Source organism: Anaerostipes rhamnosivorans (assembly GCF_005280655.1).
Lineage (GTDB): Bacteria > Bacillota > Clostridia > Lachnospirales > Lachnospiraceae > Anaerostipes > Anaerostipes rhamnosivorans.
The window spans coordinates 1,259,590-1,284,244 of the sequence record NZ_CP040058.1; the positions used below are offsets into that span (position 1 = coordinate 1,259,590).

At 44.5% G+C, this 24,655-nt stretch carries 24 protein-coding genes; 17 read left to right on the plus strand and 7 right to left on the minus strand.

All coding sequences use genetic code 11. The features are described 5' to 3' along the window. Positions 1-4 precede the first annotated feature (4 nt). Positions 5-496 carry a GNAT family N-acetyltransferase gene (locus AR1Y2_RS06200; RefSeq protein WP_137328196.1) on the plus strand — a complete coding sequence of 164 codons (492 nt, stop codon included), beginning with the start codon at positions 5-7 and terminating at the stop codon, positions 494-496. 44 nt (positions 497-540) lie between these two features. Here the strand turns inward: AR1Y2_RS06200 and AR1Y2_RS06205 are convergent, their stop codons facing one another. Further along, complete coding sequence (locus tag AR1Y2_RS06205; RefSeq protein WP_243118877.1) at positions 541-885, minus strand: DNA-directed RNA polymerase subunit delta; 345 nt, start codon at positions 883-885, stop codon at positions 541-543. A 140-nt stretch (positions 886-1,025) separates the two neighbouring features. On the opposite strand from AR1Y2_RS06205, the gene rpiA reads away from it, so the two are divergent. From rpiA to AR1Y2_RS06225, 4 genes are all read left to right on the plus strand, one after another. Continuing rightward, positions 1,026-1,661: a ribose 5-phosphate isomerase A gene (rpiA, locus tag AR1Y2_RS06210; RefSeq protein ID WP_137328198.1), complete on the plus strand. Its 636-nt coding sequence runs from the start codon at positions 1,026-1,028 to the stop codon at positions 1,659-1,661. Further along, positions 1,658-2,629 carry a Gfo/Idh/MocA family protein gene (locus tag AR1Y2_RS06215; RefSeq protein ID WP_137328199.1) on the plus strand — a complete coding sequence of 324 codons (972 nt, stop codon included), beginning with the start codon at positions 1,658-1,660 and terminating at the stop codon, positions 2,627-2,629. Before rpiA ends, AR1Y2_RS06215 begins: the two co-directional genes overlap by 4 nt. Positions 2,630-2,688: 59 nt before the next feature. Continuing rightward, positions 2,689-3,636, plus strand: coding sequence for a magnesium transporter CorA family protein (locus AR1Y2_RS06220; protein WP_137328200.1), 948 nt, complete (start codon positions 2,689-2,691; stop codon positions 3,634-3,636). Positions 3,637-3,940: 304 nt separating this feature from the next. Then, positions 3,941-4,804: an AraC family transcriptional regulator gene (locus tag AR1Y2_RS06225; protein WP_137328201.1), complete on the plus strand. Its 864-nt coding sequence runs from the start codon at positions 3,941-3,943 to the stop codon at positions 4,802-4,804. Between the two features lie 49 nt (positions 4,805-4,853). On the opposite strand, the gene sigG is transcribed toward AR1Y2_RS06225, so the two are convergent. Then, on the minus strand, positions 4,854-5,630 hold the full coding sequence (sigG, locus tag AR1Y2_RS06230; RefSeq protein ID WP_175403598.1) for an RNA polymerase sporulation sigma factor SigG: 777 nt from the start codon (positions 5,628-5,630) through the stop codon (positions 4,854-4,856). Positions 5,631-5,792: 162 nt separating this feature from the next. Here sigG and AR1Y2_RS06235 point away from each other — a divergent pair, with 162 nt between their 5' ends. The 4 genes from AR1Y2_RS06235 (at position 5,793) to AR1Y2_RS06250 (ending at position 9,728) form a co-directional block, all read left to right on the plus strand. Further along, the gene (locus AR1Y2_RS06235; RefSeq protein WP_243118878.1) at positions 5,793-6,629 is read left to right on the plus strand and encodes a substrate-binding periplasmic protein; all 837 of its coding nucleotides are present in this window, start codon (positions 5,793-5,795) and stop codon (positions 6,627-6,629) included. Between the two features lie 12 nt (positions 6,630-6,641). Next, complete coding sequence (locus AR1Y2_RS06240; protein ID WP_137328204.1) at positions 6,642-7,565, plus strand: AEC family transporter; 924 nt, start codon at positions 6,642-6,644, stop codon at positions 7,563-7,565. A 12-nt stretch (positions 7,566-7,577) separates the two neighbouring features. Continuing rightward, positions 7,578-8,489, plus strand: a complete 912-nt coding sequence (locus AR1Y2_RS06245; protein WP_137328205.1) for a LysR family transcriptional regulator — start codon at positions 7,578-7,580, stop codon at positions 8,487-8,489. A 126-nt stretch (positions 8,490-8,615) separates the two neighbouring features. Continuing rightward, the gene (locus AR1Y2_RS06250) at positions 8,616-9,728 is read left to right on the plus strand and encodes a 5-methyltetrahydropteroyltriglutamate--homocysteine S-methyltransferase (RefSeq protein ID WP_137328206.1); all 1,113 of its coding nucleotides are present in this window, start codon (positions 8,616-8,618) and stop codon (positions 9,726-9,728) included. 197 nt (positions 9,729-9,925) lie between these two features. Here the strand turns inward: AR1Y2_RS06250 and AR1Y2_RS06255 are convergent, their stop codons facing one another. After that, the gene (locus AR1Y2_RS06255) at positions 9,926-11,698 is read right to left on the minus strand and encodes an aminopeptidase P family protein (RefSeq protein ID WP_137328207.1); all 1,773 of its coding nucleotides are present in this window, start codon (positions 11,696-11,698) and stop codon (positions 9,926-9,928) included. 105 nt (positions 11,699-11,803) lie between these two features. On the opposite strand from AR1Y2_RS06255, the gene AR1Y2_RS06260 reads away from it, so the two are divergent. Continuing rightward, positions 11,804-13,024: a 6-phosphofructokinase gene (locus AR1Y2_RS06260; RefSeq protein ID WP_137328208.1), complete on the plus strand. Its 1,221-nt coding sequence runs from the start codon at positions 11,804-11,806 to the stop codon at positions 13,022-13,024. A gap of 297 nt (positions 13,025-13,321) precedes the next feature. On the opposite strand, the gene AR1Y2_RS06265 is transcribed toward AR1Y2_RS06260, so the two are convergent. After that, entirely contained in the window at positions 13,322-14,137 is an 816-nt protein-coding gene (locus AR1Y2_RS06265; RefSeq protein WP_137328209.1) for a YihY/virulence factor BrkB family protein, read from the minus strand. A 395-nt stretch (positions 14,138-14,532) separates the two neighbouring features. Between AR1Y2_RS06265 and licT the strand changes: the two genes are divergently transcribed. The 7 genes from licT to AR1Y2_RS06300 all read left to right on the plus strand — a co-directional run bounded on the left by licT (position 14,533) and on the right by AR1Y2_RS06300 (position 22,211). Next, complete coding sequence (gene licT / locus AR1Y2_RS06270) at positions 14,533-15,363, plus strand: BglG family transcription antiterminator LicT (RefSeq protein WP_137328210.1); 831 nt, start codon at positions 14,533-14,535, stop codon at positions 15,361-15,363. Positions 15,364-15,791: 428 nt separating this feature from the next. Beyond that, positions 15,792-16,772, plus strand: coding sequence for a mannose/fructose/sorbose PTS transporter subunit IIB (locus tag AR1Y2_RS06275; protein ID WP_137328211.1), 981 nt, complete (start codon positions 15,792-15,794; stop codon positions 16,770-16,772). 35 nt (positions 16,773-16,807) lie between these two features. After that, positions 16,808-17,608 carry a PTS mannose/fructose/sorbose transporter subunit IIC gene (locus tag AR1Y2_RS06280; RefSeq protein WP_137328212.1) on the plus strand — a complete coding sequence of 267 codons (801 nt, stop codon included), beginning with the start codon at positions 16,808-16,810 and terminating at the stop codon, positions 17,606-17,608. Positions 17,609-17,626: 18 nt separating this feature from the next. Then, positions 17,627-18,538, plus strand: coding sequence for a PTS system mannose/fructose/sorbose family transporter subunit IID (locus tag AR1Y2_RS06285; protein WP_137328213.1), 912 nt, complete (start codon positions 17,627-17,629; stop codon positions 18,536-18,538). Between the two features lie 177 nt (positions 18,539-18,715). Beyond that, positions 18,716-19,087: a DUF956 family protein gene (locus tag AR1Y2_RS06290; RefSeq protein WP_137328214.1), complete on the plus strand. Its 372-nt coding sequence runs from the start codon at positions 18,716-18,718 to the stop codon at positions 19,085-19,087. A 20-nt stretch (positions 19,088-19,107) separates the two neighbouring features. Next, positions 19,108-20,043, plus strand: a complete 936-nt coding sequence (locus AR1Y2_RS06295; RefSeq protein ID WP_137328215.1) for a type I phosphomannose isomerase catalytic subunit — start codon at positions 19,108-19,110, stop codon at positions 20,041-20,043. Positions 20,044-20,105: 62 nt separating this feature from the next. Next, positions 20,106-22,211, plus strand: a complete 2,106-nt coding sequence (locus AR1Y2_RS06300) for a PTS transporter subunit IIABC (protein ID WP_137328216.1) — start codon at positions 20,106-20,108, stop codon at positions 22,209-22,211. Between the two features lie 76 nt (positions 22,212-22,287). On the opposite strand, the gene AR1Y2_RS06305 is transcribed toward AR1Y2_RS06300, so the two are convergent. Genes AR1Y2_RS06305 through AR1Y2_RS06315 form a run of 3 tightly spaced genes read right to left on the minus strand, consistent with a single transcriptional unit; the run spans position 22,288 to position 24,649 of the window. Then, positions 22,288-23,229, minus strand: a complete 942-nt coding sequence (locus AR1Y2_RS06305; protein WP_137328217.1) for a phosphoglycerate dehydrogenase — start codon at positions 23,227-23,229, stop codon at positions 22,288-22,290. Positions 23,230-23,233: 4 nt separating this feature from the next. Then, on the minus strand, positions 23,234-23,866 hold the full coding sequence (locus tag AR1Y2_RS06310) for a beta/alpha barrel domain-containing protein (RefSeq protein ID WP_024727989.1): 633 nt from the start codon (positions 23,864-23,866) through the stop codon (positions 23,234-23,236). Positions 23,867-23,884: 18 nt separating this feature from the next. Next, positions 23,885-24,649: a ChbG/HpnK family deacetylase gene (locus AR1Y2_RS06315; RefSeq protein WP_137328218.1), complete on the minus strand. Its 765-nt coding sequence runs from the start codon at positions 24,647-24,649 to the stop codon at positions 23,885-23,887. Positions 24,650-24,655: the final 6 nt, after the last annotated feature.

Sequence of the window (24,655 nt, forward strand, 5' to 3'; positions counted from 1 at the left end):
CAGCATGGAAATTAAAGTATGTGAGACGAAACAACAGATTCAGGAACTGGCAGGATTGGCCACAGAGATCTGGCATGAATATTTTGTGGAGATCATTTCAAAAGATCAGATCGACTATATGGTGGAGAAATTCCAGAGCTATGAGGCATTGAGCAAAGCCATTGAGGAGGAACACTATACATATTTTCTCGGATATGAACAAGGGAAACTGATTGGATTCTGCGGGGTAAAACCCGACGGCGATCGTCTTTTTTTAAGCAAGCTGTATCTGCACAAGGATCAGAGGGGAAAAGGGCTTTCCAGTACACTCTTAAAAAGAGCACTGGCTTTTGCAGAGGAACAGGAAAAACAGGCAGTCTATCTGACTTGTAATAAATACAATCAGAACAGCCTGGACATCTACGAGGCAAAGGGGTTTAAGACTATTGATTCTGTAAAGACCGATATCGGAAACGGATTTATCATGGATGATTATATCATGCAGCTGGATCTTTAAGAAGAAAAACTCCTATGCTCTGAACTGCAGGCATAGGAGTTTTTTTATTGTTTATCATCTTCTTCTGTTGGTTCAGAAGTTTTATCTTTCTCGTCAGGGTCATCCTCAGAAGGAAATTCTTCTTCGGAAGTCTCTTCTTTTGTTTCTTCTTCATCTGTGATGTGGATGGAGAAGTAATCACGGCTGTCCTCCGCTGAATCCGGGAAGATGTCGTCATCGTCAAACTCTTCTGGGTCCCAGTCATCAAGATCTTCATCCTTTTCCTGGTCCTTCAGTTCTTTCAGCTTGTCAATGATTGCTTTGATCTGGTCTCTGGCGATATAAAGAATTCCGCCGATAGAGATGATGGCAGTCACAACTTTCATAAATTTTTTCAATTTCTTACCCATAGTGTCGTGCTCCTTTCTCATTTCTGGTATCCTCATTGTAATATGAAAAAAAAGAAAAAGCAACGCAATGGTTGACAAAATAAAGTTTCGTGATAAAATCAGATTAAGAAACATATTTTCTTTTAGAGAAAGGAGAAATCATGAAACGTCGGTGTGCAAAAGAAGCCGTCAGCTGGGCAGCAGGAAAAGGGATCATAGGCCTGGGAGGAGGACAAACCATCGGGTATCTGGCGGAGTATCTGAAAGAGGCAGAATTTAAAGGACAGATCGTGACTCCTTCCGAGCAGACGAAAGAGGTTTGTGAGCGTCTGGGCCTTTGTGTCACAGATACGGAAGAGGTTTCACATGTAGATATTGCTTTTGACGGCTGTGATCAAGTAGATCGCTGCCTGAACGCCATCAAGAGTGGAGGGGGTATCCACACAAAAGAAAAAATTATCGGAAAGATGGCTGATGAGTATGTTCTGCTAGTGGACGAGAGCAAGGTGGCAGAGCAGATTGACTTTACATTTCCAATCGTGCTGGAGATCGTTCCGGAGGCAAAGGGATATGTGGAATCAAAGATACAGGAGATAGGCGGACGTACATCTATGAGATCCAGGACTCTAATGGAGGTCTGGTTTGCAGAATTGAAGGAACTTGAGAGCTTAGACAGAGAACTGAAGCAGATGACCGGAGTCGTGGAGACTTCACTTTTTTATCATGTGGCAGCTAAAGCCATTGTAGCAGGAGAACAGGGAATTACAGTGATGGAAGCAGAAAGGAGAAACAAATGAGTGATTTAAAATGGGGAATTCTTGGATGCGGAGTGATCGCCAATGAAATGGCGCAGGCATTTGAGAAGATGGGAAGAAAGGTTTATGCAGTCAGCAGCCGGACCAAAGCCAAGACAGAGGCTTTTGCAGAGAAATACGGTGTCGAGAAGGTTTACGATTCCTACGAAGAGATGCTCGGGGATGAGGCGGTTGATGTGGTTTATATTGCCACTCCTCATAGTCAGCATTACGAAAACATGAAAGAGGCCATAGAGGCGGGAAAGCACATCTTGTGTGAGAAGGCCATCACGGTCAACGATCATCAGCTTAATGAGGTTCTCTCCATGGCAGAGGAAAAGGATCTGATTGTCAGGGAAGCTATGACTATCAGCCATATGCCGCTTTTTAAGGAATTAAAGTCCAGGATTAGCCAGGGTGCCATCGGGAAAGTTAAGATGGTGCAGGTCAACTTCGGAAGCAACAAAGGATATGATTCCACCAATCGGTTTTTCGCTCTGGAAGCAGCAGGGGGAGCGCTCCTGGATATCGGGGGATATGCAACTACATTTGCAAGGACCTTTATGGACGAGGCGCCAAATACGATTCTGACCACTGTGCAGTATGTGGAGACCGGAGTGGATGAGCAGTCCGGAATTATTCTGAAAAATGAGTCTGACCAGATGGCAGTGATCTGTCTGACCATTCGGGCAAAACAGCCTAAAAGGGGCGTTGTCACCGGAGACAAGGGATATATTGAGGTGTATGAATATCCGCGTGCGTCAAAAGCAACCATTACAAACACAGAGACAGGTCTCACAGAGACCATTGAGGCAGGAAACACAGAAGATGCCCTGGTATATGAAGTAAATGCCATGGAAGGGGCGGTAGAAGGAAGCCTTTCTGATAACAATATAGAAATTTCCAGAGATGTTATGAAGATCTTAAGCAGTGTGAGAACCCAGTGGGGAATGAAGTATCCATTTGAATAATGGTTGCCGTTTCCTTTTCCAGTTGATATAATAGTAGTATTGTCAAAAGGAGGGGAATCATGGTCAGGATATTTAAAACCTATGAGGGATCAAAAGAATTGAGGGAGATTACTGACATCGAACGGGAATCCTGGGTCATGATGACGGACCCCAGCGCGGCGGAACTGCAGATGGTGGCTGAAGAATATCGGATCGACTTAGACGATCTGCGGGCGCCTTTGGATGAGGAAGAGCGGTCCCGTCTGGAGCACGAAGACTGTTATACGATGATCCTGGTCAACATCCCGGTGGTTCGGAAGGAAGAGGGAAAACGGATGTATGAGACCATTCCTCTCGGTATTTTTATCACAGAGAAGGTGGTATTCACCGTCTGCCTGGAAGAGACAAATATCTTAAAGCAGTTTACAGACGGATTGGTCCCGAATTTCTATACATATATGAAGACAAGGTTTGTCTATCAGATTCTCTACAACAATGCGGCACTGTTTTTGATGCATCTGCGTATGATCGACAGACGGGCCAACGAGGTGGAGGAGATCCTGCATGAGACATCCAGGAATAAGGATTTGATCCAACTCTATGACCTGGAAAAGTGTCTGGTGTATTTTACAACCTCCTTAAAGTCTAATGAGGTTGTGTTGGAAAAGCTCAGAAAACACATTGGGCTTAAGCATTACGAGGAAGACCAGGAACTCCTGGAGGACGTCATCATTGAGAACAAACAGGCCATGGAGATGACCTATATTTACCATAACATCTTGAGGAGCACCATGTCACTGTTTGGTTCTATTATCGACAACAACTTAAACCAGGTCATGAAGTTCCTCGCCGCAATCACGATTGTTTTGGAACTCCCGACGATGATCTCAGGCCTCTATGGAATGAACCTGAATCCTGCCGGAATGCCGTTTTCGGGGAGCCCCATAGGATTCTTTATTGTAAGTGCGTTTTCGGTTGCAGTGTGCGTGATCGCAGTACTGATTTTGAAAAAGAAGAATTTATTGTGACATGTTCCACATGATTTCCGTTCGGCTCTTAGAATGTCTCACTCCAATCATGTAGAAAATGGAGAGAATATCTTGTTTAGAAACAATAATTACAAAGAATTAAAAAGATTGAGGGCGTCTGTTGCAGACGGCCCTTTTTCATTTCATAGGAAAGTTCTCCGTAAATAATAATGAATATTATTTTAAGGACAACAAAATGAAGTATAAATATACAGATTAACATTCTAGATTTTTTTCGCAGACCGCAAGATTTGTGAATCATCCTACTCCGCATTTTGTTATTCTAAGAGCAGGAGGTATTGGTATGGATAATAATTTACAGGTCATCAGGCAGGTGCTCGATTATATAGAGGAGCATCTCACTGAGGAAGAATTAAATTTGGATATGATAACAGAAGAAATTGGGTATTCTAAATATCACTTACACAGAATGTTTACGTTTGTTGTGGGTGTTTCCATCCATCAATATATCCAACGCCGCAGATTGACTGAGGCGGCCCGGGTGCTTGTTTTTACACAAAAGCCGTTGATGGAGATCGCGCTGTGTTCCGGTTATGACACCCAGCGTTCATTTTCCAGGAGTTTTAAGACCATGTACAATTGTTCGCCCAGCCGTTACCGGAAGAAGAGTAGTTTTATGCCGTTACAGCTGAAATATGATATGGAACAACGCGGAAAAATACCGGGTGACAGGGTCTTGAATATAAAAACAGTGGAGGAAGACAGCATCTATCTGGCTGGATATGACGGAAGCACGAAACATGGGTTCCGGGTCATCGGCCGTTGCTGGAATCTGATGCATAAATATAAAGACGAGATCATCAGCAGGACAGACAAGGATTTTCTTATCGGCGTCAACGATTATAAGGAGTATGAAAGCAACGGGCCGTTATTCCATTATATTGCAGCAGCCCAGGTGACTTCACTAGCGTACATTCCAGCACATATGAAAGCGTTTACCCTGCCGCCCAGCAGATATGCAGTTTTTACTTTTAGAGGGAAAAATGAGGACAGCCTTCAGCCTGTGGCAGAATATATTTATCAAGAGTGGTTTCCCAATTCCACATGTAGATTTAATGAAAGAAACCCATACGATTTTGCAAAATACGGGGAGACAGCGGATGAGCACGGGCAGAGTGAGATTCAATTCTGGGTACCGATTTTATAACATAAGAAAGGGGACATTTCTCTTCCAAAAAGAAATGTCCCCTGCCGTTTTAATCCAGATAGTGTTTCATATGATTCAGGGCGTTCTTTTCCAGACGGCTGACCTGCGCCTGTGAGATACTAATCTCGTCAGCTACTTCAGTCTGCGTTTTTCCATCAAAGAACCGGAGTTTGATGATGTTGTATTCCCGTTCAGGCAGATGTTCCATGGCATCTTTTAAGGCGATGGATTCTACCCATAATTCTTCTTTGTTTTTCTTATCTTTCACCTGGTCCATTAAAAACAGGGTATCGCCTCCGTCCTGGTACACTGGTTCATAGAGGGAGAGCGGAGTGGCAATGGCATCCAGGGCAAATAAGACATCTTCTTTTTTCATTTCAATCTCGTCTGCAATGGCTTCGATGGTCGGCTCCTTGTTAAATTTTTTGGTTAAGGCTTCCTTTGCCGTGATGGCCTTATAAGCGATATCCCTAAGAGAGCGGCTGACCCTCATAGAATTGTTGTCACGGAGATAGCGTCTGACTTCTCCGATGATCATCGGGACCGCATAAGTGGAAAATTTAACATTCAGCGTACGGTCAAAATTATCAATCGCCTTCATCAGTCCAATGCATCCTACCTGAAACAGGTCATCGGCATTTTCACTGCTGCCGGAAAAACGTTGAATGACACTTAAAACTAACCTTAAATTGCCCTTGATGTATTGTTCCCTGGCTTCCTGGTCTCCCTGTTCAATTCTTATGAACAATTCCTCTTTTTCTTCATTGGTGAGTAAAGGAAGAGAAGCAGTATTGACTCCGCAGATTTCAACTTTATTAAGTGCCATGATAATTCCTCCATTTGTAAATTGTTCTTGCGAACGATATATTAAAATCATTCACCAATCAAAATGGATTTATACGATGAAAAAATTGCCAGACTGTTTGACACCCCTATTTACCAATGATATTATGATAAAAAACAATCTATAGAAATGGGGAATCATATCATGAAAAAATTACTGACAATTTGTATGATGATATGTCTTATTTTTTGTTTAGGGGGCTGCAATCTCCCTTGGGATAAAAAGAAGACAGAGAATAAAGATGTAAAAAAAGAAAACATCACAGCTTCGGAAGTGAAGGATTCTATGAAGGGAAAAGAACTTGTCATAGGAGTATCAGAAGGTATGGCTCCATTTTCTTTCCGTGATGAAAAGACAAAGGAAATGAAGGGCTTTGACATTGATCTTATGAAGGGTATAAGCCAGTATCTTGGCTTTGAATATAAGCTTCGTGTGGCGCCTGTGAGAGAGCTTACAAAGCTGCTTCAGGAAAAGAAGATCGACCTTGCCATTTCCGGCATCTGTATCACGGACAGCCGTCAGAAAGAGTTCCAGTTTTCTGATGTTTACTTTGAGAATACACTGAAGATTATGGTCAATTCAGATAAAAATATCACGGATCGGAAAGAATTAGTGGGAAAAACAATCGGTGTGGAAGAGGGAACCTCCAATGCTGAATATGCACAGCAGAACCTCTCAGAAGAAAATAAGATCAAGACTTATTCATCCATGGAAAAGGTATTTAAAGACCTAGAAAAGGGGAAGATTGACGCTACTGTCTATGATACCACGGGTGTCGATTATTTTATGGACAACTATAAGGGAGATAAGATTTCTGCCCTGGATGAAAAGCTGAATTCAGCGGAGAGCAACTACGGTATCATGTTCAGAAAAAAAGATCCTTCTGTGGGTAAGTTTAATGTGACCCTGCAGGTGCTGAACACAGAGGGTACCTATCAGACCATCAAAAACATGTGGATTGGATCGGAAGACGAAGATTAAAGAGGGAATTTAATGAATATTGTTTCAATTGTATTCGGGCAGATCGTCATGATGTTTTTGATGATGGCGGTGGGGGCAGGTGCATATAAGACAGGCCTCGTAACCGAAAAGGGGAGCGCGGAGCTTTCCAATATCACCCTGTATCTGGTTATTCCGTTTGTGGTACTCACATCATTCCAGATTGACTTTGACGCAAATATCTTTCACGGCATTGTTATAACCTTTGTGCTTGGAATTATAGCCCATGGTCTGGCGATCCTGCTGTCCTACGGCCTTGTAAGAGGCAGGGATCAAGATCGCACTGCTCTTGAGCGGTTCAGTGTGGTCTATCCAAACTGCGGATTTATGGGCATTCCTTTGGCGCAGGCAGTGCTGGGTTCCAAAGGAGTTATCTACATAACAGCGTTTATTGCCGCACAGAACCTGTTCATCTGGTCCCACGGAGTGGCCAGCATGCAGGGATCTTTTAAAAAGGAATCGATCAAAGAGGTGTTTAAGGCGCCAGTGATGATTGCCACATTTGCAGGGCTTTTGTGCTATCTGCTTCAGATTAAATTCCCGGCGTTGGTGTTCAGACCGTTAAAGGCCATCGCGGATATGAACACTCCTTTGGCTATGATGATCTCAGGAACGGCCATTGCACAGACGAATCTGCTAAAGATTCTGTCAAAACCAAGGATTTATATTTTGACCGTGCTGAGGCTTTTGGTCGTGCCGTTTGTTATGTTTCTGATCCTGATCTTTGTTCCTGTGTCGAAGGATCTTAAGATTCTGTCACTGCTTGCCACATCGGCTTCTACGGCAGCCATAACGACCATGTTTGCGGTGAAGTTTAAGAAGGATGTGGGTTATGCGGCGGAACTGTTTGCCATATCCACCATTGCGGCGATTGCCACTCTTCCGCTCATGATTTCCCTTGGCGAGACATTTTTTTAAAGGAGTGACAAGATGACATTACAGCAGCTTAAGTATGCAGTTATGGTTGCGGAAAAAGGAACCATCAGTGAGGCGGCTAAGGAGCTGTTTATCTCCCAGCCCAGCCTCACCAGCGCAGTCAAGGATTTGGAAAAGGAAATGCAGATCACCATATTCAGAAGGACAAACAAAGGGGTGATTATTTCCAATGAAGGGGACGTCTTTTTAGGTTACGCCAGGCAAGTTCTGGAACAAGCTAATTTACTGGAAGAAAAGTATTTAAATGCAAAGAAGCAGAGTCCGCGTTTTTCTGTGTCCTGCCAGCATTATTCCTTTGCTGTCAATGCGTTTGTGGACGTGATCCGGGAGTTTGGCGGAGACCAGTATGATTTTACTTTGAGGGAAACCCAGACATATGAGATCATTGAGGATGTCAGCCGGCTTAAAAGTGAGATTGGTATTTTGTATACATCATCCATCAATGAACAGATTATTATGAAGCTCATAAAACAAAACGGTCTGGTGTTTGAAGAACTGTTTCTGGCAAAACCCCATGTTTTCATTAATTCAAAACACCCTCTGGCAGAGAAAAAAGAGCTATCCCTGAAAGATCTGGAGGACTACCCTTATCTGTCATTTGAGCAGGGGGATTACAATTCTTTTTATTTTTCCGAGGAGATTTTGAGCACCTTGGACCGGAGCAGAAATATCAAGGTCAGGGACCGGGCAACGTTGTTTAACCTTGTCATAGGCCTCAATGGATATACGGTCAGTTCCGGAGTCATAAGCGAGGAATTAAACGGTGTTAATATCATTGCAAAGCCTTTGTTGGTGGAGGAGCATATGAGGATCGGAACGATCCAGCAGAAGCACATGATGCTGAGCCGGTACGGAAAAGCATATATGGAAGCTCTGAAAAGACATGTTCTAAGCTGCCAGCTGTAAAAGAAGAAACAGCAGTTTGATATAGTTTTAAACTATATCAAACTGCTGTTTTTTTATATTTTTCATTGGGATCAATACAAAGTATACTTACAACATAGAGAAAATAAGACAAAGGGAGAATATACGATGAAAAATAAAGCACCATTTCGATTTGATATTGTGGGAAGTTTTTTGAGGCCAGAAGGCTTGAAAACAGCCAGGAAAGAATTTCAGGCAGGAAACCTTACACAGGAGCAGCTGAGAGAGACAGAAGACAAAGCAATCCTTAACCTGATTGAAAAGCAGAAGAAAGCAGGCCTGTCCGTGATCACGGATGGAGAATTCAGAAGAAGCTGGTGGCATCTGGATTTCATGTGGGGACTGAATGGAGTTGAGAAAAAACAGATCGAGAGCGGATATCAATTCCATGATGAAGTGACAAGAGGAGAGACAGCAGTACTGACAGGAAAAATCTCAGGGGAGAACCATCCTTTTGTAGAACATTTTCGTTTTGTAAAAGAACAGGAGAATGACACAGTCACAGCCCGTCAGACAGTTCCGGCCCCAGCACAGCTTCTTGCCGAACTGACAAGAGGAGACAACGCCAAGATCACTAAATCATTTTATCCAGATGAAGATGAACTGGTTGCGGATATTGGAGCCGCCTATCGGGAAGTGATCGGGGAATTATATGAGGCAGGCTGTAGGAATGTGCAGTTTGATGACTGCACATGGGGAATGTTCTGTGACGTTAAATATTGGGAAAACCGTCAGCAGGATGAGGTTTCCGTGGAAGAAATTGCGAAGCAGTATGTGAAAGTGAACAATCTTGCAGTGGAGGGAAGACCGGATGATCTTGTGGTCACAACACATGTGTGCAGGGGCAACTATCATTCCACCTGGGCTTCCAAGGGAGGTTATGCACCAATCGCGCCGTTCTTGTTTGGTGAAGAACATGTGGATGCATACTATCTAGAGTTCGACGATGATCGTTCAGGTGATTTTGAACCGTTAAAACATGTAAGTGAGAATAAAAAAGTTGTCTTAGGGCTGATCACCACGAAAAATCCGGTTTTGGAAGACAGAGAAGCTGTCATCAAACGGATCCGTGAGGCCGAACAATATCTGCCGCTGGACAGGCTGTGTTTAAGTCCTCAGTGCGGTTTTGCATCTACGGAGGAAGGAAACAAGCTCACAGAGGAAGAACAGTGGAATAAATTAAAATTGGTGAGGGAAGTTGCAGAGGAAGTCTGGAATTAATCCCAACTGTCTGACATAACAATGCCCCCGGCAGGAAAAACCAGCCGGGGGCATTGTTTATGTCATAGGAAATTCCTACGGAACCTCCTATGACACGTAAGGAAATCATTTGACTACGTCAAATCGCATTTGGTGCTCAAAGTTGTCAAGCCCCTCAAAGAGTGGGGGTCAGTTCAGAGGTGGGCTTGCCCACTTTGTTAGATTTTTAAGAAACTGTACAGCCAGTCGGCCTCAGCTTCGGTCAAGTGAGGGGAAAGTCTGTCGAAAACCAAACGATGGTAATCACGGAGCAGATGGAGTTCTTTCTCACTGAGCAGTGTCTCGTCAACCCCGTCCATGTCAATGGGAACCAAGGTCAGGTGTTCAAATTCTAAAAAGGAGCCGTACTCATTCTGTTTTTGCTTCCTGCACAGAAGCATGTTTTCTGTGCGGATTCCGTATTGTCCCGGCACATAGACCCCCGGTTCATCGGTGGTCACCATGCCCGGCACGAGGACCGCATCCAGCTGATTTTCCCTGATCTGCCAGCGGAAGGCATTCGGGCCTTCATGTACACCGAGGAAGTGTCCCACACCGTGTCCGGTTCCGCAGCGGTAGTCAATACCTTCCTGCCAGAGAGGCCCCCTGGCTAGAATGTCCAGGCTGCTGCCCCGGCAGCCCTGAAGAAACTTGGCGTCTGCCAGGGACAGCATGCTTTTTAACACAAGCGTAAAGTTTCTGCGTTCTTCGGCAGTGATGGAACCTAAAATAAAAGTTCGGGTTACATCTGTGGTTCCGGTCAGATACTGTCCGCCGGAATCGATCAAGAGAAGTCCTTCAGATTTCAGCTCCACATTGGATTCCTCCGTGGAGGAATAGTGCATCATAGCCGCATGCTCTTTGTAGGCACAGATGGTGTCAAAACTTGGCCCCTGGTATAAAGGCTGCTTTTTTCGCTCCTCTTCCAGACGGTCCGAAACAGAAAGTTCTGTCATGGGTACGGAGCCAATATTCTGTTTCAGCCAGCACATGAATTTTGTCATAGCGATTCCGTCGGAAAGATGGCAGCTGCGCAGGCCCTCAATCTGAACGTCATTTTTTACTGCCTTCATAGCATAAGAAGGATTTTCTCCAAAGAGGATCCGGTTTTTTTTCACCTCAAGGTAGAGCTTGTAGCTGACCGTATCCGGGTCCATAAGGATGCTTGCTTTTTGTTCTTTTAAGAATGTGCCGATATGTTCATAAGGCAAAACGGACACATGGTTTTTAGCTAAATAGTCTTTTACAGCGTCTGAGAGGCAGTGTTCCTTCACAAACAGAAAGCAGCCCTCCATAGTGATCCAGGCGTAGCTGTAAAACAGAGGAGTGCAGGCCATGTCATTTCCACGGAGGTTAAAGATCCATGCAATATCCGGCAGAGAAGAGATGAAATGGGCCTCGGCAGAAACTGCCTCCATGTGGCTTCGCACCCGTTTTAATTTTGAAGATACAGCTTCACCGGCGTATGCTTCATCGTGTATAAATATTTCAGAGGCGGCAGCGGCAGGCCGGTCAGTCCACAGGTCTTCAGCGAGTGTGTGGTTTGTCTCAAGAGATGCTTTTTTTGCGGTGGTCAGGGCGGAAAGCTTTTTGCCATAAGTTGTATTGATGGTGCGGCCGTTTAGGGCGAGGGTATCCCCCTCTTTTAGATGCTGTTCCAAATATTCCAGAACGGTGGGAACACCGGAGACGCCCATCTTCATCAGTTCCATCCGATCCCGGTCGATCTGTGATTCCGCCTGGGTAAAATATCTTCCGTCGGTCCAGAGACGGCTGCTGTCCTGTTCAGCGAGAACGGCACCGGAGGAGCCGGTAAAACCAGAGATAAACTGGCGGCATTTATAGTGATCATCGACATATTCTGATTGATGGGGATCTTCACTTGGAATCAGGTAATAGGTTAGATTTTTCTTCTTCATAGATTCCTGAAGTTTTGCTAAAGGTGTATTCATAATTCAGAGTCTCCTTTCTACAGTTGTGATTTTTATTATAACACGATATAATGAAAAATAGAATTTGTACAGAAATTTTGCAACTGAATGAGGAGGACATCGAGGATGAAAAACATGTTAGTGGCACAGTCGGGAGGGCCGTCGGCAGCAATCAACGCGACCATTACCGGAGTCATCGACACCGGTCTTGAATTCGAAGAGGTGGGGCATGTGTATGGTGCACTGAATGGGATCAAAGGAGTCTTAAATGAGAATTTTGTAAGGCTGGATGAAATATGCAAAGATCCGGCCACAAGGGAGCTGCTGGCAGTCACCCCGGCTGCCGCCCTGGGATCCTGCCGCTGGAAACTGAAAAATCCTGAGGAGGACGCGAGAGAATTTGAGGAGATCATCCGGATTCTCAGGAAGAACAACATCGGGTATTTTATCTATACGGGAGGAAATGATTCCATGGACACCGTATATAAGCTCTCCACGTATTGCAGAGAACACGGAGTGGATGACATTAAGATCATGGGCGCCCCAAAGACCATTGACAATGATCTGGGGGAGACGGATCACTGCCCGGGCTTTGGATCAGCGGCAAAGTTCATCGCCACTGCGTTCACGGAGATCGCATGTGACTGTTACGTTTACGATATCCCGTCTGTGACCATCGTGGAAGTCATGGGAAGGAACGCCGGATGGCTCACAGCCAGCGCAGCGCTTGCGAGAAATGAGGAGCGGAACGTTCCGCAGCTGATTTATCTTTGCGAGAAGGCGTTCAGTACAAAACAGTTTGTGGAAGATGTAAAAGAAGCACTGAAAAAAGAAAATAACATTATTATTGCAGTCAGCGAAGGACTGAAAGATGCCCAGGGCAGATATGTTGGAGAAGAGATGAAGTCCGGAAAGGAAGACGCTTTCGGACATCAATATCTGTCCGGAATCGGGAAGTATTTAGAGCAGGTGGTCACGGATCAGATAGGCTGTAAGGTTCGCTCTGTGGAACTGAATATTCTTCAACGCTGCGCCGGATATATGCTCAGCGAAACAGACATTATGGAATCCAGGAATCTTGGAGCTTATGCAGCTGTCAGCGCTATCCGTGGGGAGAGCGGAAAGATGTCCGCCCTCAAGCGGCTGCCGGGAAAAACATATGGGGTGGATATTGTACTTGCGGACCTGTCTAAGATCGCTAATGTGGAGAAAACAGTGCCCATTGAGTGGATTACAGAAGACGGTCATGATATCACACAGGAGTTGGTGGACTATCTGAAACCGCTGATCCAGGGGGAGGTACAGATACCGTATAAAGACGGTGTACCGCAGCACTTTATGCTCTAAAACCATACCCAGCAGGGCATCCCGTGTTCCATACCCTTCGGTTGGGCGTGCTTCGCACGATAAGGTATGACATTTTCCACATGATTTCCGTTCGGCTCTTAGAATGCCTCACTCCAATCATGTAGAAAATGGACGTAATGTCTGCTGGAGAAGGGCTTCTGTCAAAAAGGAGCCACTTTTCGAAAGTTATTCACCACTATTGGAGGAGCGCATTTCAAAAGCGCGACGGAAATAGTGGTAAATAACTCATAAAAAGAGAACCTTTTCTTGAACAAAACAAGAAAAGGTTCTCTTTTGTTATCTATGGTTTTTCATGAGGTACTGGTTTAATTCGGCTCCGATGAACAGAATCATCATACAGAAATAGAGCCAGAACAGAGTCAGCAGAATACCGGTCAAACCGCCGTACATAATGCTGAAAAACTTAAAGTTATCAAAATAAATAGAGAAAAGGGAGGATAAAATGATCCATCCCGCGGAGCTGAAGATCACTCCCGGCATTACCTGCTTTGCTTTAAAGTGTTCGCTTGGAAGAAAGCGGTACATGATAAAAAACACTAAAAAGAAAATAAAAAATGCGATGCCAAACCGAATGAGCAAAAATACAATGTGCTGTGTCGCTAGAATCGGATAAAACTGGTACAGCTGGTTCAGCAGGGTATTTCCGAATAAAAGCACGATGATCCCGATCAGCACGGCTACGGCGATAAACGCAATATATAATGTGGCGATAAACCGGAGTACAAAATAATTCCTCTTCTCAGGAATCTCATGGATCGTGTTCAGCCCGGTCATCATGGAAAGGATTCCTTTGGATGCTGACCAGAGCAAGGTGATGATCGTGAATGACATGTAAGTTGTGGTTATCTTTCCATATAAAGAATTAATGACCGCCACGAGACTTTCACTGTACTGTTCGGGCAGATAATAGTTCACAAGTCCGATCAGATCTGCCGGTGTCACAGGCACAAACCGCATCAGGCTCAGTACGACGATCAAAAACGGAAAAAAGGAAAGTACCGTAAAGAATGCCGCCTGGGCAGAAAAGGCAGTGATGTGATCCTTCTGGGCCTTGGCTATGACCGAATTCAGAAGGGCAATAAACTTTAACATATGAATACCTCTCAGATCATATTAATTGGGTAAAGCTTAATTTTATGCAAATAGTTCATATATTTTACCATAAGCACTATAAATACTCAAGAAAAAATGCTGGCAGACTGACAATTGCCGTAAACCGCATGTATAAAGGATTCCCGAACTTTTGAGAGAGTTTTTGTTGTCTGATAGAGAATAAATCTTAAAAATTTATAAAGAAATTATAAAGAAAGTGGTTGACATAGAGTGGCCGCTTTGATAAAATTGGAAATAAGTTAAGGGAATAAAGAAAGAAGGATTGTTACTGGTAATGCAGGCTAAACCAACTTATGGGATTTTTAGAGATAGATTTCAATAGGTGTGGTTTATTTTTTTTCTTAACTGAATATTTTACAATACGGAGTGGAACTGTGCAAATTACAAGAATTATCAATAATAATATTGTAATTTCAGAAGATAACAGCCATCGTGAAGTGGTACTAATGGGAAGAGGATTGGGCTTTCAAGGACATCCGGGAGATGAGATCGACCCGGACAAAGTTGAAAAGACTTATATTATGAAAGACCATGGGATGACAAACCGCTTTCAGCAGCTGGTCGAGGACATTCCCATAGAGCGATTGGAAATATGTAATGAAATTATTCAATATGCCAAAGACACTTTGCAAAAGAATATCAATGACAATATTTATATTTCTCTTACAGACCATATTAATTTTGCCATTGAACGGGTAGAGATGGGAGTTCCCTTCCAGAATCCTTTTTTATGGGAGATCAAGAAATTCTACTACCAGGAATATTTGATCGGGCAGGCGGCGATCGGTATGATCGAGAGGAAACTTAAGGTGACTCTGCCCCAGGATGAAGCGGCGTTTATCGCACTTCATATCGTCAACGCAGAACTGGATCTGGATATGACAGAGATGGTTTCCATGACCAAGCTGACACAAAATATTCTTAAGATTGTAGATGATTGTTTCCCGGACCAGATGGATAAAGAATCTGTCTTTTACGAGCGGTTCATCACACACTTGAAGTTTTTTGCCCAGAGGATTTTTACGGGCAACGAAGTGGAAAGTGATGATACGGAGTTCCAGGAGATCATCCGGAACAAGTATCAGGAGTGCCTGGACTGTGTGGAGAAGATCAGGATTTATATAAAAAACACATGCAACCACGATATCACGGATGAAGAGATGATGTATCTCACTGTACATATTAAGCGGGTTGTCACAAGATAAAAGTTCATATTGATAAAGAATAAGGATTGTTACTGGTAATGCAGGCTAAACCTGATTCAAACCAAAGGATTTTTTAAATCCATATGTTTCGCAATAGTTGTCGGGGTGTATGGATCAAGAAAAGATTCGTTGTTTGAGTCGGGTTTTTTTATTCCATTAGGAAAGTTCTCCCTATGGAATAAAAAAGCCCTCCGGGCATGATGCACACGATGTGCCAAGGAAGGCTGCTTTGCAGCCGCACATCGGCGCGCAAAGCGGAACAAGTCCCTCATGATTGAGGGATTTAAGGAGTTGAAGCGGACTTGTCCGCTTTGTGCTTACATAGGAAATCACCCCCAGCGGGGGATTTTATAAATGGGATTGGAGTTCTCGGGGAACACAGAAGAACAAAGATTCCGAAAGATAACTAGAAAAGGAGGAATGTTTAAATGGTAGGAATTATTCTTGCTACGCATGGTGGATTTGCGACTGGAATCATGCAGTCTGGATCCATGATCTTCGGTGACCAGCCTGATGTGGCAGCTGTTACACTGCAGCCAAGCGAAGGGCCAAACGATGTCAAAAAGAAGATGGAAGATGCAATCGCTTCTTTCGAGAATCAGGATGAAGTGTTGTTCTTAGTTGATCTTTGGGGTGGTACTCCATTCAACCAGGCCAACGGTTTGGTATCAGGTCATGAGGATAAATGGGCAATAGTAGCCGGTTTGAATTTACCGATGCTGATTGACGCCTATGCTTCACGTATGACAATGGAAACTGCTCATGAGATTGCAGTTCAGATCGCAGGAAGCGGTAAAGAAGGGGTCCGGATTTATCCGGAATCATTGGAACCTAAGACAGAAGCGCCGGCTGCGCAGCCTGCACAGCCTCAGGGAGCAATTCCGGAAGGAACGGTATTAGGGGACGGACATATCAAGTTTGTGCTTGCCCGTATTGACTCCCGTCTGCTCCACGGACAGGTCGCGACTGCATGGACAAAGACAACCCAGCCGAACCGGATCATCGTTGTGTCTGACTCTGTAGCGCATGATGATCTTCGTAAAAAATTAATTCAGGAGGCTGCACCTCCAGGAGTACGCGCCAACGTTGTACCTGTTGACAAAATGATCGAGGTTTCAAAAGATCCGCGTTTTGGAAATACAAAAGCACTGTTGCTTTTTGAAACACCTCAGGATGCCCTGCGTGCCATCGAAGGCGGAGTGGATATCAAAGAGCTGAACATTGGTTCCATGGCTCACTCTGTTGGAAAAGTTGCAGTGAGCAAAGTAGTTTCCTTGGGAAAAGAAGATGTAAAGACCTTTGCAGAGTTAAAGAAAAAAGGAATTACCTTTGATGTCCGCAAGGTACCGAGCGATTCCAAAGAAAACATGGATGAGATCATCAAAAAAGCTGAAGCTGAGTTATCATAAGCTTCACACATTCAGATTATAGAGGAGGAATTATAATGTCAGTTATATCAATAGTATTAGTTATTATAGTTGCCTTTCTAGCTGGTATGGAAGGAGTATTGGATGAATTCCAGTTCCATCAGCCGCTGGTTGCTTGTACATTAATTGGACTTGTGACCGGACAGTTAGAGGCAGGTATCATCTTAGGTGGTACATTACAGATGATCGCCTTAGGATGGGCGAACATCGGAGCCGCTGTTGCCCCGGATGCCGCGTTGGCTTCTGTAGCTTCCGCTATCATCCTGGTTCTCGGAGGACAGGGTACAGCAGGTGTCAGCACTGCTATTGCAGTTGCAATCCCTCTTGCAGTTGCAGGTTTATTCTTAACAATGGTTGTACGTACACTTTCCGTAGCATGTGTTCACCGTATGGATGCAGCTGCTGAAAAAGCCAATTTCAAAGGTGTTGAGCTTTGGCATATCATTGCCATCGCTATGCAGGGTCTGCGTATTGCGATTCCAGCGGGAGCGCTTCTGTTTATCCCGGCAACAACCGTTCAGAAATTCCTGACATCTATGCCGGCATGGCTTACAGACGGTATGGCAATCGGTGGTGGAATGGTCGTAGCCGTTGGTTATGCGATGGTTATTAACATGATGGCTACAAAAGAAGTATGGCCGTTCTTTGCGATCGGTTTCTGCGTAGCCGCACTTTCAGATCTGACTTTGATCGCATTGGGAGCAATCGGTGTATCTCTGGCATTGATCTACTTAACATTGTCTGAGAGCGGTGGTTCTTCCAACGGAGGAGGAAGCAATACAGGTGATCCGCTTGGCGACATCTTAAATAATTATTAATTGAAGGAGGTATGAAAAATGGCAGAAAAAGTTACATTAAGTAAGAAGGAACGTTTGTCCGTTGCATTGCGCTCTACCTTCCTTCAGGGATCATGGAACTACGAACGTATGCAGAACGGTGGCTGGGCATTCTCAATCATCCCGGCGATCAAGAAATTATACAAGACAGATGAAGAACGTGCAGAGGCATTAAAACGTCATTTGGAATTCTTCAACACTCATCCGTATGTGGCTTCTCCGGTTATCGGTGTTACACTGGCATTGGAGGAAGAACGTGCAAACGGAGCAGAGGTTGACGATGCAGCAATCCAGGGTGTTAAAGTCGGTATGATGGGACCTTTGGCCGGTGTCGGTGATCCGGTATTCTGGTTTACTGTACGTCCAATTCTCGGTGCTCTCGGAGCTTCCCTGGCAATGACAGGAAACATCTTAGGACCGATCTTATTCTTCGTACTGTGGAACGTGATCCGTTGGGGATTCATGTGGTACACACAGGAATTCGGATACAAAGCTGGTGCAAAGATCACAGAAGATCTTTCCGGCGGACTGTTACAGAAAGTCACAAAAGGTGCATCTATCCTCGGTATGTTTATCCTTGGATCGCTGGTTCAGCGGTGGGTATCCATTAGTTTCCAACCGGTAGTATCAAAGGTAAGTTTGAGTGATGGAGCGTACATCGACTGGTCTAAGCTTCCGGAAGGTGCAAAAGGTATTCAGCAGGCATTTGAGCAGTACGCATCAGGTTTGTCACTGTCAGCGACAAAGGTTACAACCTTACAGAACAACTTGGATTCACTGATTCCTGGATTAGTTCCATTGTTATTAACATTATTCTGTATGTGGCTGCTGAAGAAGAATGTTTCACCAATCATTATCATCATTGCATTATTCTTAGTAGGTATTGGCGGACACGTTATCGGATTGTTATAGGCCAATGAAAAAAGTTCGGAGCAATCCGAACTTTTTTTCTTCCATTAGGAAAGTTCTGCGGGTTTTCCTAATGGAAGAAAATATTCTCCGGTGAACAATATCATGATATAATGTGTAAGGTACAAAAGCTGCGCAGTATGCGTGAGGAATAAATATAGAAATGGAGAGTTAGCTGCTATGGCTCAGTCAATAAACACAAAAGTAGATCTGGTGATCAACGGAACTTCCTATCACGGTCTCAACAGTTACGGAAAGATCATGATCGGGGATAAGGGTTTTGAATTTTATAATGACCGGAATGTAAATGATTATATTCAGATACCCTGGAAGGAAGTTGATTATGTGATTGCCTCAGTTATGTTCAAGGGAAAACATATTCCGCGGTATGCAATACAGACGAAAGAAAATGGAACTTATTCTTTTGCATCAAAAGAGCCGAAAAAGGTACTGCGTGCCATCAGTCAATATGTGGCATCTGACCATATGGTACGTTCTTTGAGCTTTTTTGGGGTGATCAAAAAGAAACTGAAATCTAAATTCGGAAAGTAAGAATTAGGGGGAACAAGATTATGGGACATATTCTAAAAATGAAACCGGTGTTTAAAGAAATGATCTGGGGCGGACATAAGCTTAAGGATGTGTATGGATACGAAATCCCCAGTGACCATACGGGGGAGTGCTGGGCGGTCTCTGCCCATAAAAACGGTGACTGTACGATTGAAAACGGTGAGTTTGCCGGCAAGACACTGTCATGGCTCTTTGAACACCACCGGGAACTGTTCGGCAATATAGAGGGAGAGGAATTTCCTCTGCTGGTAAAGATCATTGATGCCAGAGATGACTTATCCGTACAGGTTCATCCCAACGATGAGTATGCAAGGGTTCACGAAAACTCTCTGGGCAAGACAGAATGCTGGTATGTGCTTCAGGCAGATGAGGGCACTAAGATGGTCATGGGTCATCACGCAAAAACAAAAGATGAGTTTATAAAAGCAATCGAGGAAGATGACTATGACAATCTCCTGAATTCCTTTGCCATCGAGAAGGGGGATTTCTTTTATATTCCTTCCGGGACACTGCATGCCATCTGCAGCGGATCTTTGATCTATGAAGCTCAGCAGTCTTCCGATATCACTTACCGCGTTTATGATTATCACCGCAAGGATCAGGACGGAAATGAAAGACAGCTGCATGTACAGCAGTCCATAGATGTTACCAATGTGCCTGCACAGATTGGCAGCAGCAAATCCTTCTGTGAAACTCAGCTGGAAAACGGAACGAAAGTAAGATATGTTGAGAGTGAATTTTTTAAAGTGGACTGCTATCGGTTGACGGGTAAAAATACAGTAGAAAACCATGTGCCGTTCCAGATGGTCAGCGTGATAGAAGGAGAAGGGATGATCGATGGACAGAGTGTTAAAAAGGGAGATCATTTCCTGATCTGTTCGGATCAGAAAGAAACTGTTTTCGACGGGACAATGGATATTATGATCGCAACGCTGTGATCTGAATTATAAAGCCGAAAATCAGGTATGTCTTTGATATGAGGTATTTTAGGAGGGAAAATGTGAAAGACAAAATATTCGGTGTATTACAGCGTGTGGGACGGTCCTTCATGCTCCCAATCGCAATCCTGCCGGTGGCTGGGCTGTTGCTGGGAATCGGACAATCACTGACAAATGAAACAATGCTGAATGCCTATGGCCTGATGGGGGTTATGGGACCAGATACGATTCCGTACGCAATCTTGAAAGTCTGCGGAGACTGCGGAAATGCTGTGTTTGGGAACCTGCCGCTGATCTTTGCCATTGGAGTAGCCGTGGGTATGGCAAGAGCTGAAAAAGAAGTAGCTGCACTGGCAGGAGCTATCGCGTTCTTTATCATGCACACAGCCATATCGGCTATGATTTCTTTAAACGGAGGAGCAGAAGCCATGCGTGAGGGTGCAACGGCTTCTGTTCTGGGGATTACCTCCCTGCAGATGGGAGTGTTCGGCGGTATTATCGTTGGACTTGGAGTTTCTGCGCTGCATAATAGATTTTATAAAATCAAGCTTCCGGAAGTATTGTCCTTTTTCGGTGGGACAAGATTTGTGCCTGTGATCTGTACGGTCGTATTTGTATTTGTGGGAATCCTAATGTATTTTATCTGGCCTCCCATTCAGGATGCAATGTACGCGGCAGGGGGCATGGTCAGCGCTTCCGGGTATTTCGGCACGTTTATCTACGGGATTATGGAGCGGGCACTGATTCCGTTCGGCCTGCACCATGTGTTTTATCTGCCATTCTGGCAGACTTCGTTAGGCGGTACAATGGAGATCGGCGGAAAGATGGTCGACGGTGCCCAGAATATCTTTTTTGCCCAGTTGGCGGATCCTGGGACAACTCATTTTGCGGTTTCGGCTACTAGATTTATGACGGGCAAATTTCCATTGATGATCTTTGGACTGCCGGGTGCCGCATTTGCGATGTACAGGTGTGCAAGGCCGGAAAAAAGAAAAGCGGTGGCCGGCCTTCTGGCCTCTGCGGCGTTGACGTCAATGCTCACAGGTATCACGGAACCCCTTGAGTTTACCTTTTTATTTGTGGCGCCTGGATTGTATGCGATCCACTGCGTTTTCGCGGGAGCTGCATATATGCTCATGCATATTCTGAAGGTCTGTGTGGGCCTGACATTTTCCGGGGGCATCATCGACATGTTTCTGTTCGGCATCCTTCAGGGACAAGCCAAGACAAACTGGCTTATGTTCATCCCGGTGGGGATTGTATATTGTACAGTTTATTATTTTTTGTTCAGTTTTCTGATCAGGAAGCTGGATCTGAAGACGCCGGGGCGGGAAAAGGAAGAGCAGAATGTAAAATTATATACCAGAGCAGATGTGTCTGAAAAACCTTTGGAGGGTGACATAGATATTGACGGGTCTGATATATCGGCTCTGATCGTTGCCGGCCTGGGCGGTAAATCAAATGTGAAAGATGTGGACTGCTGTGTGACGCGTCTTAGGTGTACAATCTCGGATCCTGGCAAGGTAAACGACAGAATCTTGAGAGAGAGCGGCTCCCGGGGTATCGTAAAGAAAGGTGACGGGGTTCAGATCATTTATGGACCGCTGGTCACTGTGATAAAGTCCAACCTAGAAGATTATCTGGCAAGCAGCTTATCTGACAGAGTGGCGGAAGCACCGAGAGTCCCTGTGGCAGAAGAGGTGCCCGAAGTGGCAGCGGAAACTGTCTGTATGCCGGTCAATGGAGAAGTAGTAGAACTAGATGAAGTGGAAGATGAGGTCTTTGCGGAAGGGATGCTTGGGCAGGGGTTTGCCATAAGGCCTTCTGACGGAAAGGTAATTTCGCCTGTGGACGGCACGGTCACTGCAGTGTTTAATACAAAGCATGCCATCTGCATCACGTCCGGGGGCGGTGCTGAGGTCCTGGTCCATATGGGAATTGATACGGTGAAACTTGCCGGGAAATATCATCATGTGAAGGTAGAGCCTGGCATGAGAGTGAGAAAAGGGGACCGGATCGCAGAGTTTGATCTTGAAGAGATCAAACAGGAGGGCTATTTTGTCACAACACCGGTGGTGGTGAGCAACAGTGAAGAGTATACAAGCATTACCATAGAAAATACCGGGCACCTGGAAGCCGGAACAAAAGTGCTGACATTAAAAAAATAGAATTAGAATTTATATGTAAAAAAGATCTTTCTGCAGATGTCTGCAGGAAGATCTTTTTTCTGGAGAATTAATTACTTTAATTCTGTAAAAGTTGTATCATCGTGTCGGTTGCTGCATTTACGGTATTGATCTCAGACTCTTGTGAACGGGATGCGATATGGGCTGTCTGGATAAAGTGATCCATCTTGAGCAGCTCATCAATCCAAGGTTCCCTCTGGGGAGGTTCTGAGGTGAAGACGTCGGATGCACAGGCGTAGATCTCTTTGTTTTTTAATGCTATGTAAAGTGCATATTCGTTTACAATTCCGCCTCGGGCTGCGTTTACTAAAACAGCTGTGTCCTTCATTATTTTAAATTCTTTGGTTGAGATCATGTCCTTTGTCTCTTGTGTAAGAGGCACATGGATGGAGATAAAGTCACATTCCTTCAGGATTTGTTCCACAGATGTTTGTTGTGCGTTGTATTCAGCCAGTACATCTTGGGCAGCGTCAAACATATCATAGATCAGAACTTCCATTCCGATCCCATTTGCTATTCTTGCAACATGTTTTCCGATATTACCAAACCCGATAATTCCAATTTTCTTATGAAAGAGTTCCAGTCCTGTTGGTTTGTTCCAACCGTGACTTTTGACATTTATAGCATTACTCACAATATGCCTTGCAGCCGCAAACATCATTCCGATGGTGAGTTCTGCGACTGCATTGGAATTCGTTCCAATACAGCGGCCGACTTTAATCCCTAGTTCTTCGCAGACAGGAAGATCAATATTATCGGTCCCAACCCCGAATTTCACAATGGCTTTTAGGTGCCTGCATTCCCGGAGGAGTTCTTCATTCAGTTCGTCAACACCCGCGATGATCCCGGACGCCCGCTTTGCTTTTTCTGCAAACACGTCTTTTGGAAGTGGTCTGCCTGTATGATTGACGTCCATTTCATAGCCAAGTGCTTCTAAACGTTTTCCTGCTTTACTGCCGTATTTTGCATACCCTCTCGGTGTTACTAGAATCGTTTTCATAGGCTCATCCTTTTCTTACGTCTGTTACAATATCACGCAGCTTTTTTGCGTTTGCCGCAATTTCCTCTGTGGAACCTTTGGTAAGTAATCCGCCCAGGCCAACGCAGTCAGCTCCGTTTTCAAACCACTCTGCAAGGTTGTCGAAGTCAGCTCCGCCCGACGCCATGACCGGCACCTGGGGGCATGGCACTTTTACCACTTTAGCTAAGCTGGGGCCGTAGTAATTGGAGATTGGAAATGCCTTTATAAAGGATGCGCCTGCCTTTAGTGCCGTCAACATTTCCGTATAAGAAGTACATCCCGGCGCATATGGAATCTGGTATAAGTTGCAAATTTGCGCGACACCTTCGTCATAACAAGGGGCAATGATAAATTGTGCCCCGCTCATAATTGCAAGGCGGGCCGTTGTTCCGTCTAGGACGGTGCCCGCGCCGACCAGCAGATCCTCCTTATATTTCTTTTTTAAAGCAGAGATCACTTCTCCGGCGTTGTTGTTGGTATAGCTGATTTCAAGAACGTTGACTCCGCCATCCAGGCATCCCTGGGCGATCTCATAACCACGTTCCACGGTTTCCACCCGGACGATTGCCATTAAGCCGGTTTTTTTGATTCCTAAAATAATTTCTTCCTTTTTCATTTTTATCTCTTCTTTCTTTTATAAGTCTCTGGATGTAATAAATTTCATTTTGTCTAATTTGGCCTTTTTAAAACTATCTTCAAGATGCGTACCGCCTGTGTAGTTATCAATAAAATATCCCTCAACTAAAACAGGATGAACGTATACCTCTGCCTTCTTTGCCTTCATAAGCTGAGGATTCCGGCTTTTGCGGTTTTTATCAAAGGTGGCCACACTGCTGGAATAGTTTGCATGACGAAGATGCAGCTGATCCATTTTTTTCTTCCACTGGGCGCCGTAGAAATGCCGCCATTTACTCCCGTTAAAAAAACTGTTTCCAATGTAACGGACAGATTCAAATTTATATTTTTTTACCAAGGGCATCAATCCGTAAAGAACCGGAATATCATAAAATGCACAGTGGTGGGAGTCGATATTCATCAGAGAAAAACCTCCGCTTAGATACTTTTGGATCTGTGCTTCTAATTCCTCTGCGATGACATCTGTATAGATTGGAGTCACTCTGTGAAGAAAGTCTGGATGATAATCAAACAGATCTGATCTGGCATATTGTTTCAGTTTCTTGATCCCGGAGGTTAACGGGGTCCCATCGAACAGATTGATATGTAAGCCGACCTTGTGCTTAAAGTTATTTTTTTCTGCCAGGGACACTGCCTCATCAAAATAATTCGTGTTGGTCACCACAGAAGCCTGGGAGCAGAAACCTTCATCGAAGGCTTTTGCGATTCCCAGATTTGCTTCATGAGTCAATCCAAAATCGTCAGCATTTAGTATAATCTTCATGGTTTA

Coding starts and splice junctions, on each gene's coding strand:
- AR1Y2_RS06200 (WP_137328196.1), top strand. CDS start 5: ATGGAAATTAAAGTATGTGAGACGAAACAACAGATTCAGGAACTGGCA.
- AR1Y2_RS06205 (WP_243118877.1), bottom strand. CDS start 885: ATGGGTAAGAAATTGAAAAAATTTATGAAAGTTGTGACTGCCATCATC.
- rpiA (WP_137328198.1), top strand. CDS start 1,026: ATGAAACGTCGGTGTGCAAAAGAAGCCGTCAGCTGGGCAGCAGGAAAA.
- AR1Y2_RS06215 (WP_137328199.1), top strand. CDS start 1,658: ATGAGTGATTTAAAATGGGGAATTCTTGGATGCGGAGTGATCGCCAAT.
- AR1Y2_RS06220 (WP_137328200.1), top strand. CDS start 2,689: ATGGTCAGGATATTTAAAACCTATGAGGGATCAAAAGAATTGAGGGAG.
- AR1Y2_RS06225 (WP_137328201.1), top strand. CDS start 3,941: ATGGATAATAATTTACAGGTCATCAGGCAGGTGCTCGATTATATAGAG.
- sigG (WP_175403598.1), bottom strand. CDS start 5,630: ATGGCACTTAATAAAGTTGAAATCTGCGGAGTCAATACTGCTTCTCTT.
- AR1Y2_RS06235 (WP_243118878.1), top strand. CDS start 5,793: ATGAAAAAATTACTGACAATTTGTATGATGATATGTCTTATTTTTTGT.
- AR1Y2_RS06240 (WP_137328204.1), top strand. CDS start 6,642: ATGAATATTGTTTCAATTGTATTCGGGCAGATCGTCATGATGTTTTTG.
- AR1Y2_RS06245 (WP_137328205.1), top strand. CDS start 7,578: ATGACATTACAGCAGCTTAAGTATGCAGTTATGGTTGCGGAAAAAGGA.
- AR1Y2_RS06250 (WP_137328206.1), top strand. CDS start 8,616: ATGAAAAATAAAGCACCATTTCGATTTGATATTGTGGGAAGTTTTTTG.
- AR1Y2_RS06255 (WP_137328207.1), bottom strand. CDS start 11,698: ATGAATACACCTTTAGCAAAACTTCAGGAATCTATGAAGAAGAAAAAT.
- AR1Y2_RS06260 (WP_137328208.1), top strand. CDS start 11,804: ATGAAAAACATGTTAGTGGCACAGTCGGGAGGGCCGTCGGCAGCAATC.
- AR1Y2_RS06265 (WP_137328209.1), bottom strand. CDS start 14,137: ATGTTAAAGTTTATTGCCCTTCTGAATTCGGTCATAGCCAAGGCCCAG.
- AR1Y2_RS06275 (WP_137328211.1), top strand. CDS start 15,792: ATGGTAGGAATTATTCTTGCTACGCATGGTGGATTTGCGACTGGAATC.
- AR1Y2_RS06280 (WP_137328212.1), top strand. CDS start 16,808: ATGTCAGTTATATCAATAGTATTAGTTATTATAGTTGCCTTTCTAGCT.
- AR1Y2_RS06285 (WP_137328213.1), top strand. CDS start 17,627: ATGGCAGAAAAAGTTACATTAAGTAAGAAGGAACGTTTGTCCGTTGCA.
- AR1Y2_RS06290 (WP_137328214.1), top strand. CDS start 18,716: ATGGCTCAGTCAATAAACACAAAAGTAGATCTGGTGATCAACGGAACT.
- AR1Y2_RS06295 (WP_137328215.1), top strand. CDS start 19,108: ATGGGACATATTCTAAAAATGAAACCGGTGTTTAAAGAAATGATCTGG.
- AR1Y2_RS06305 (WP_137328217.1), bottom strand. CDS start 23,229: ATGAAAACGATTCTAGTAACACCGAGAGGGTATGCAAAATACGGCAGT.
- AR1Y2_RS06310 (WP_024727989.1), bottom strand. CDS start 23,866: ATGAAAAAGGAAGAAATTATTTTAGGAATCAAAAAAACCGGCTTAATG.
- AR1Y2_RS06315 (WP_137328218.1), bottom strand. CDS start 24,649: ATGAAGATTATACTAAATGCTGACGATTTTGGATTGACTCATGAAGCA.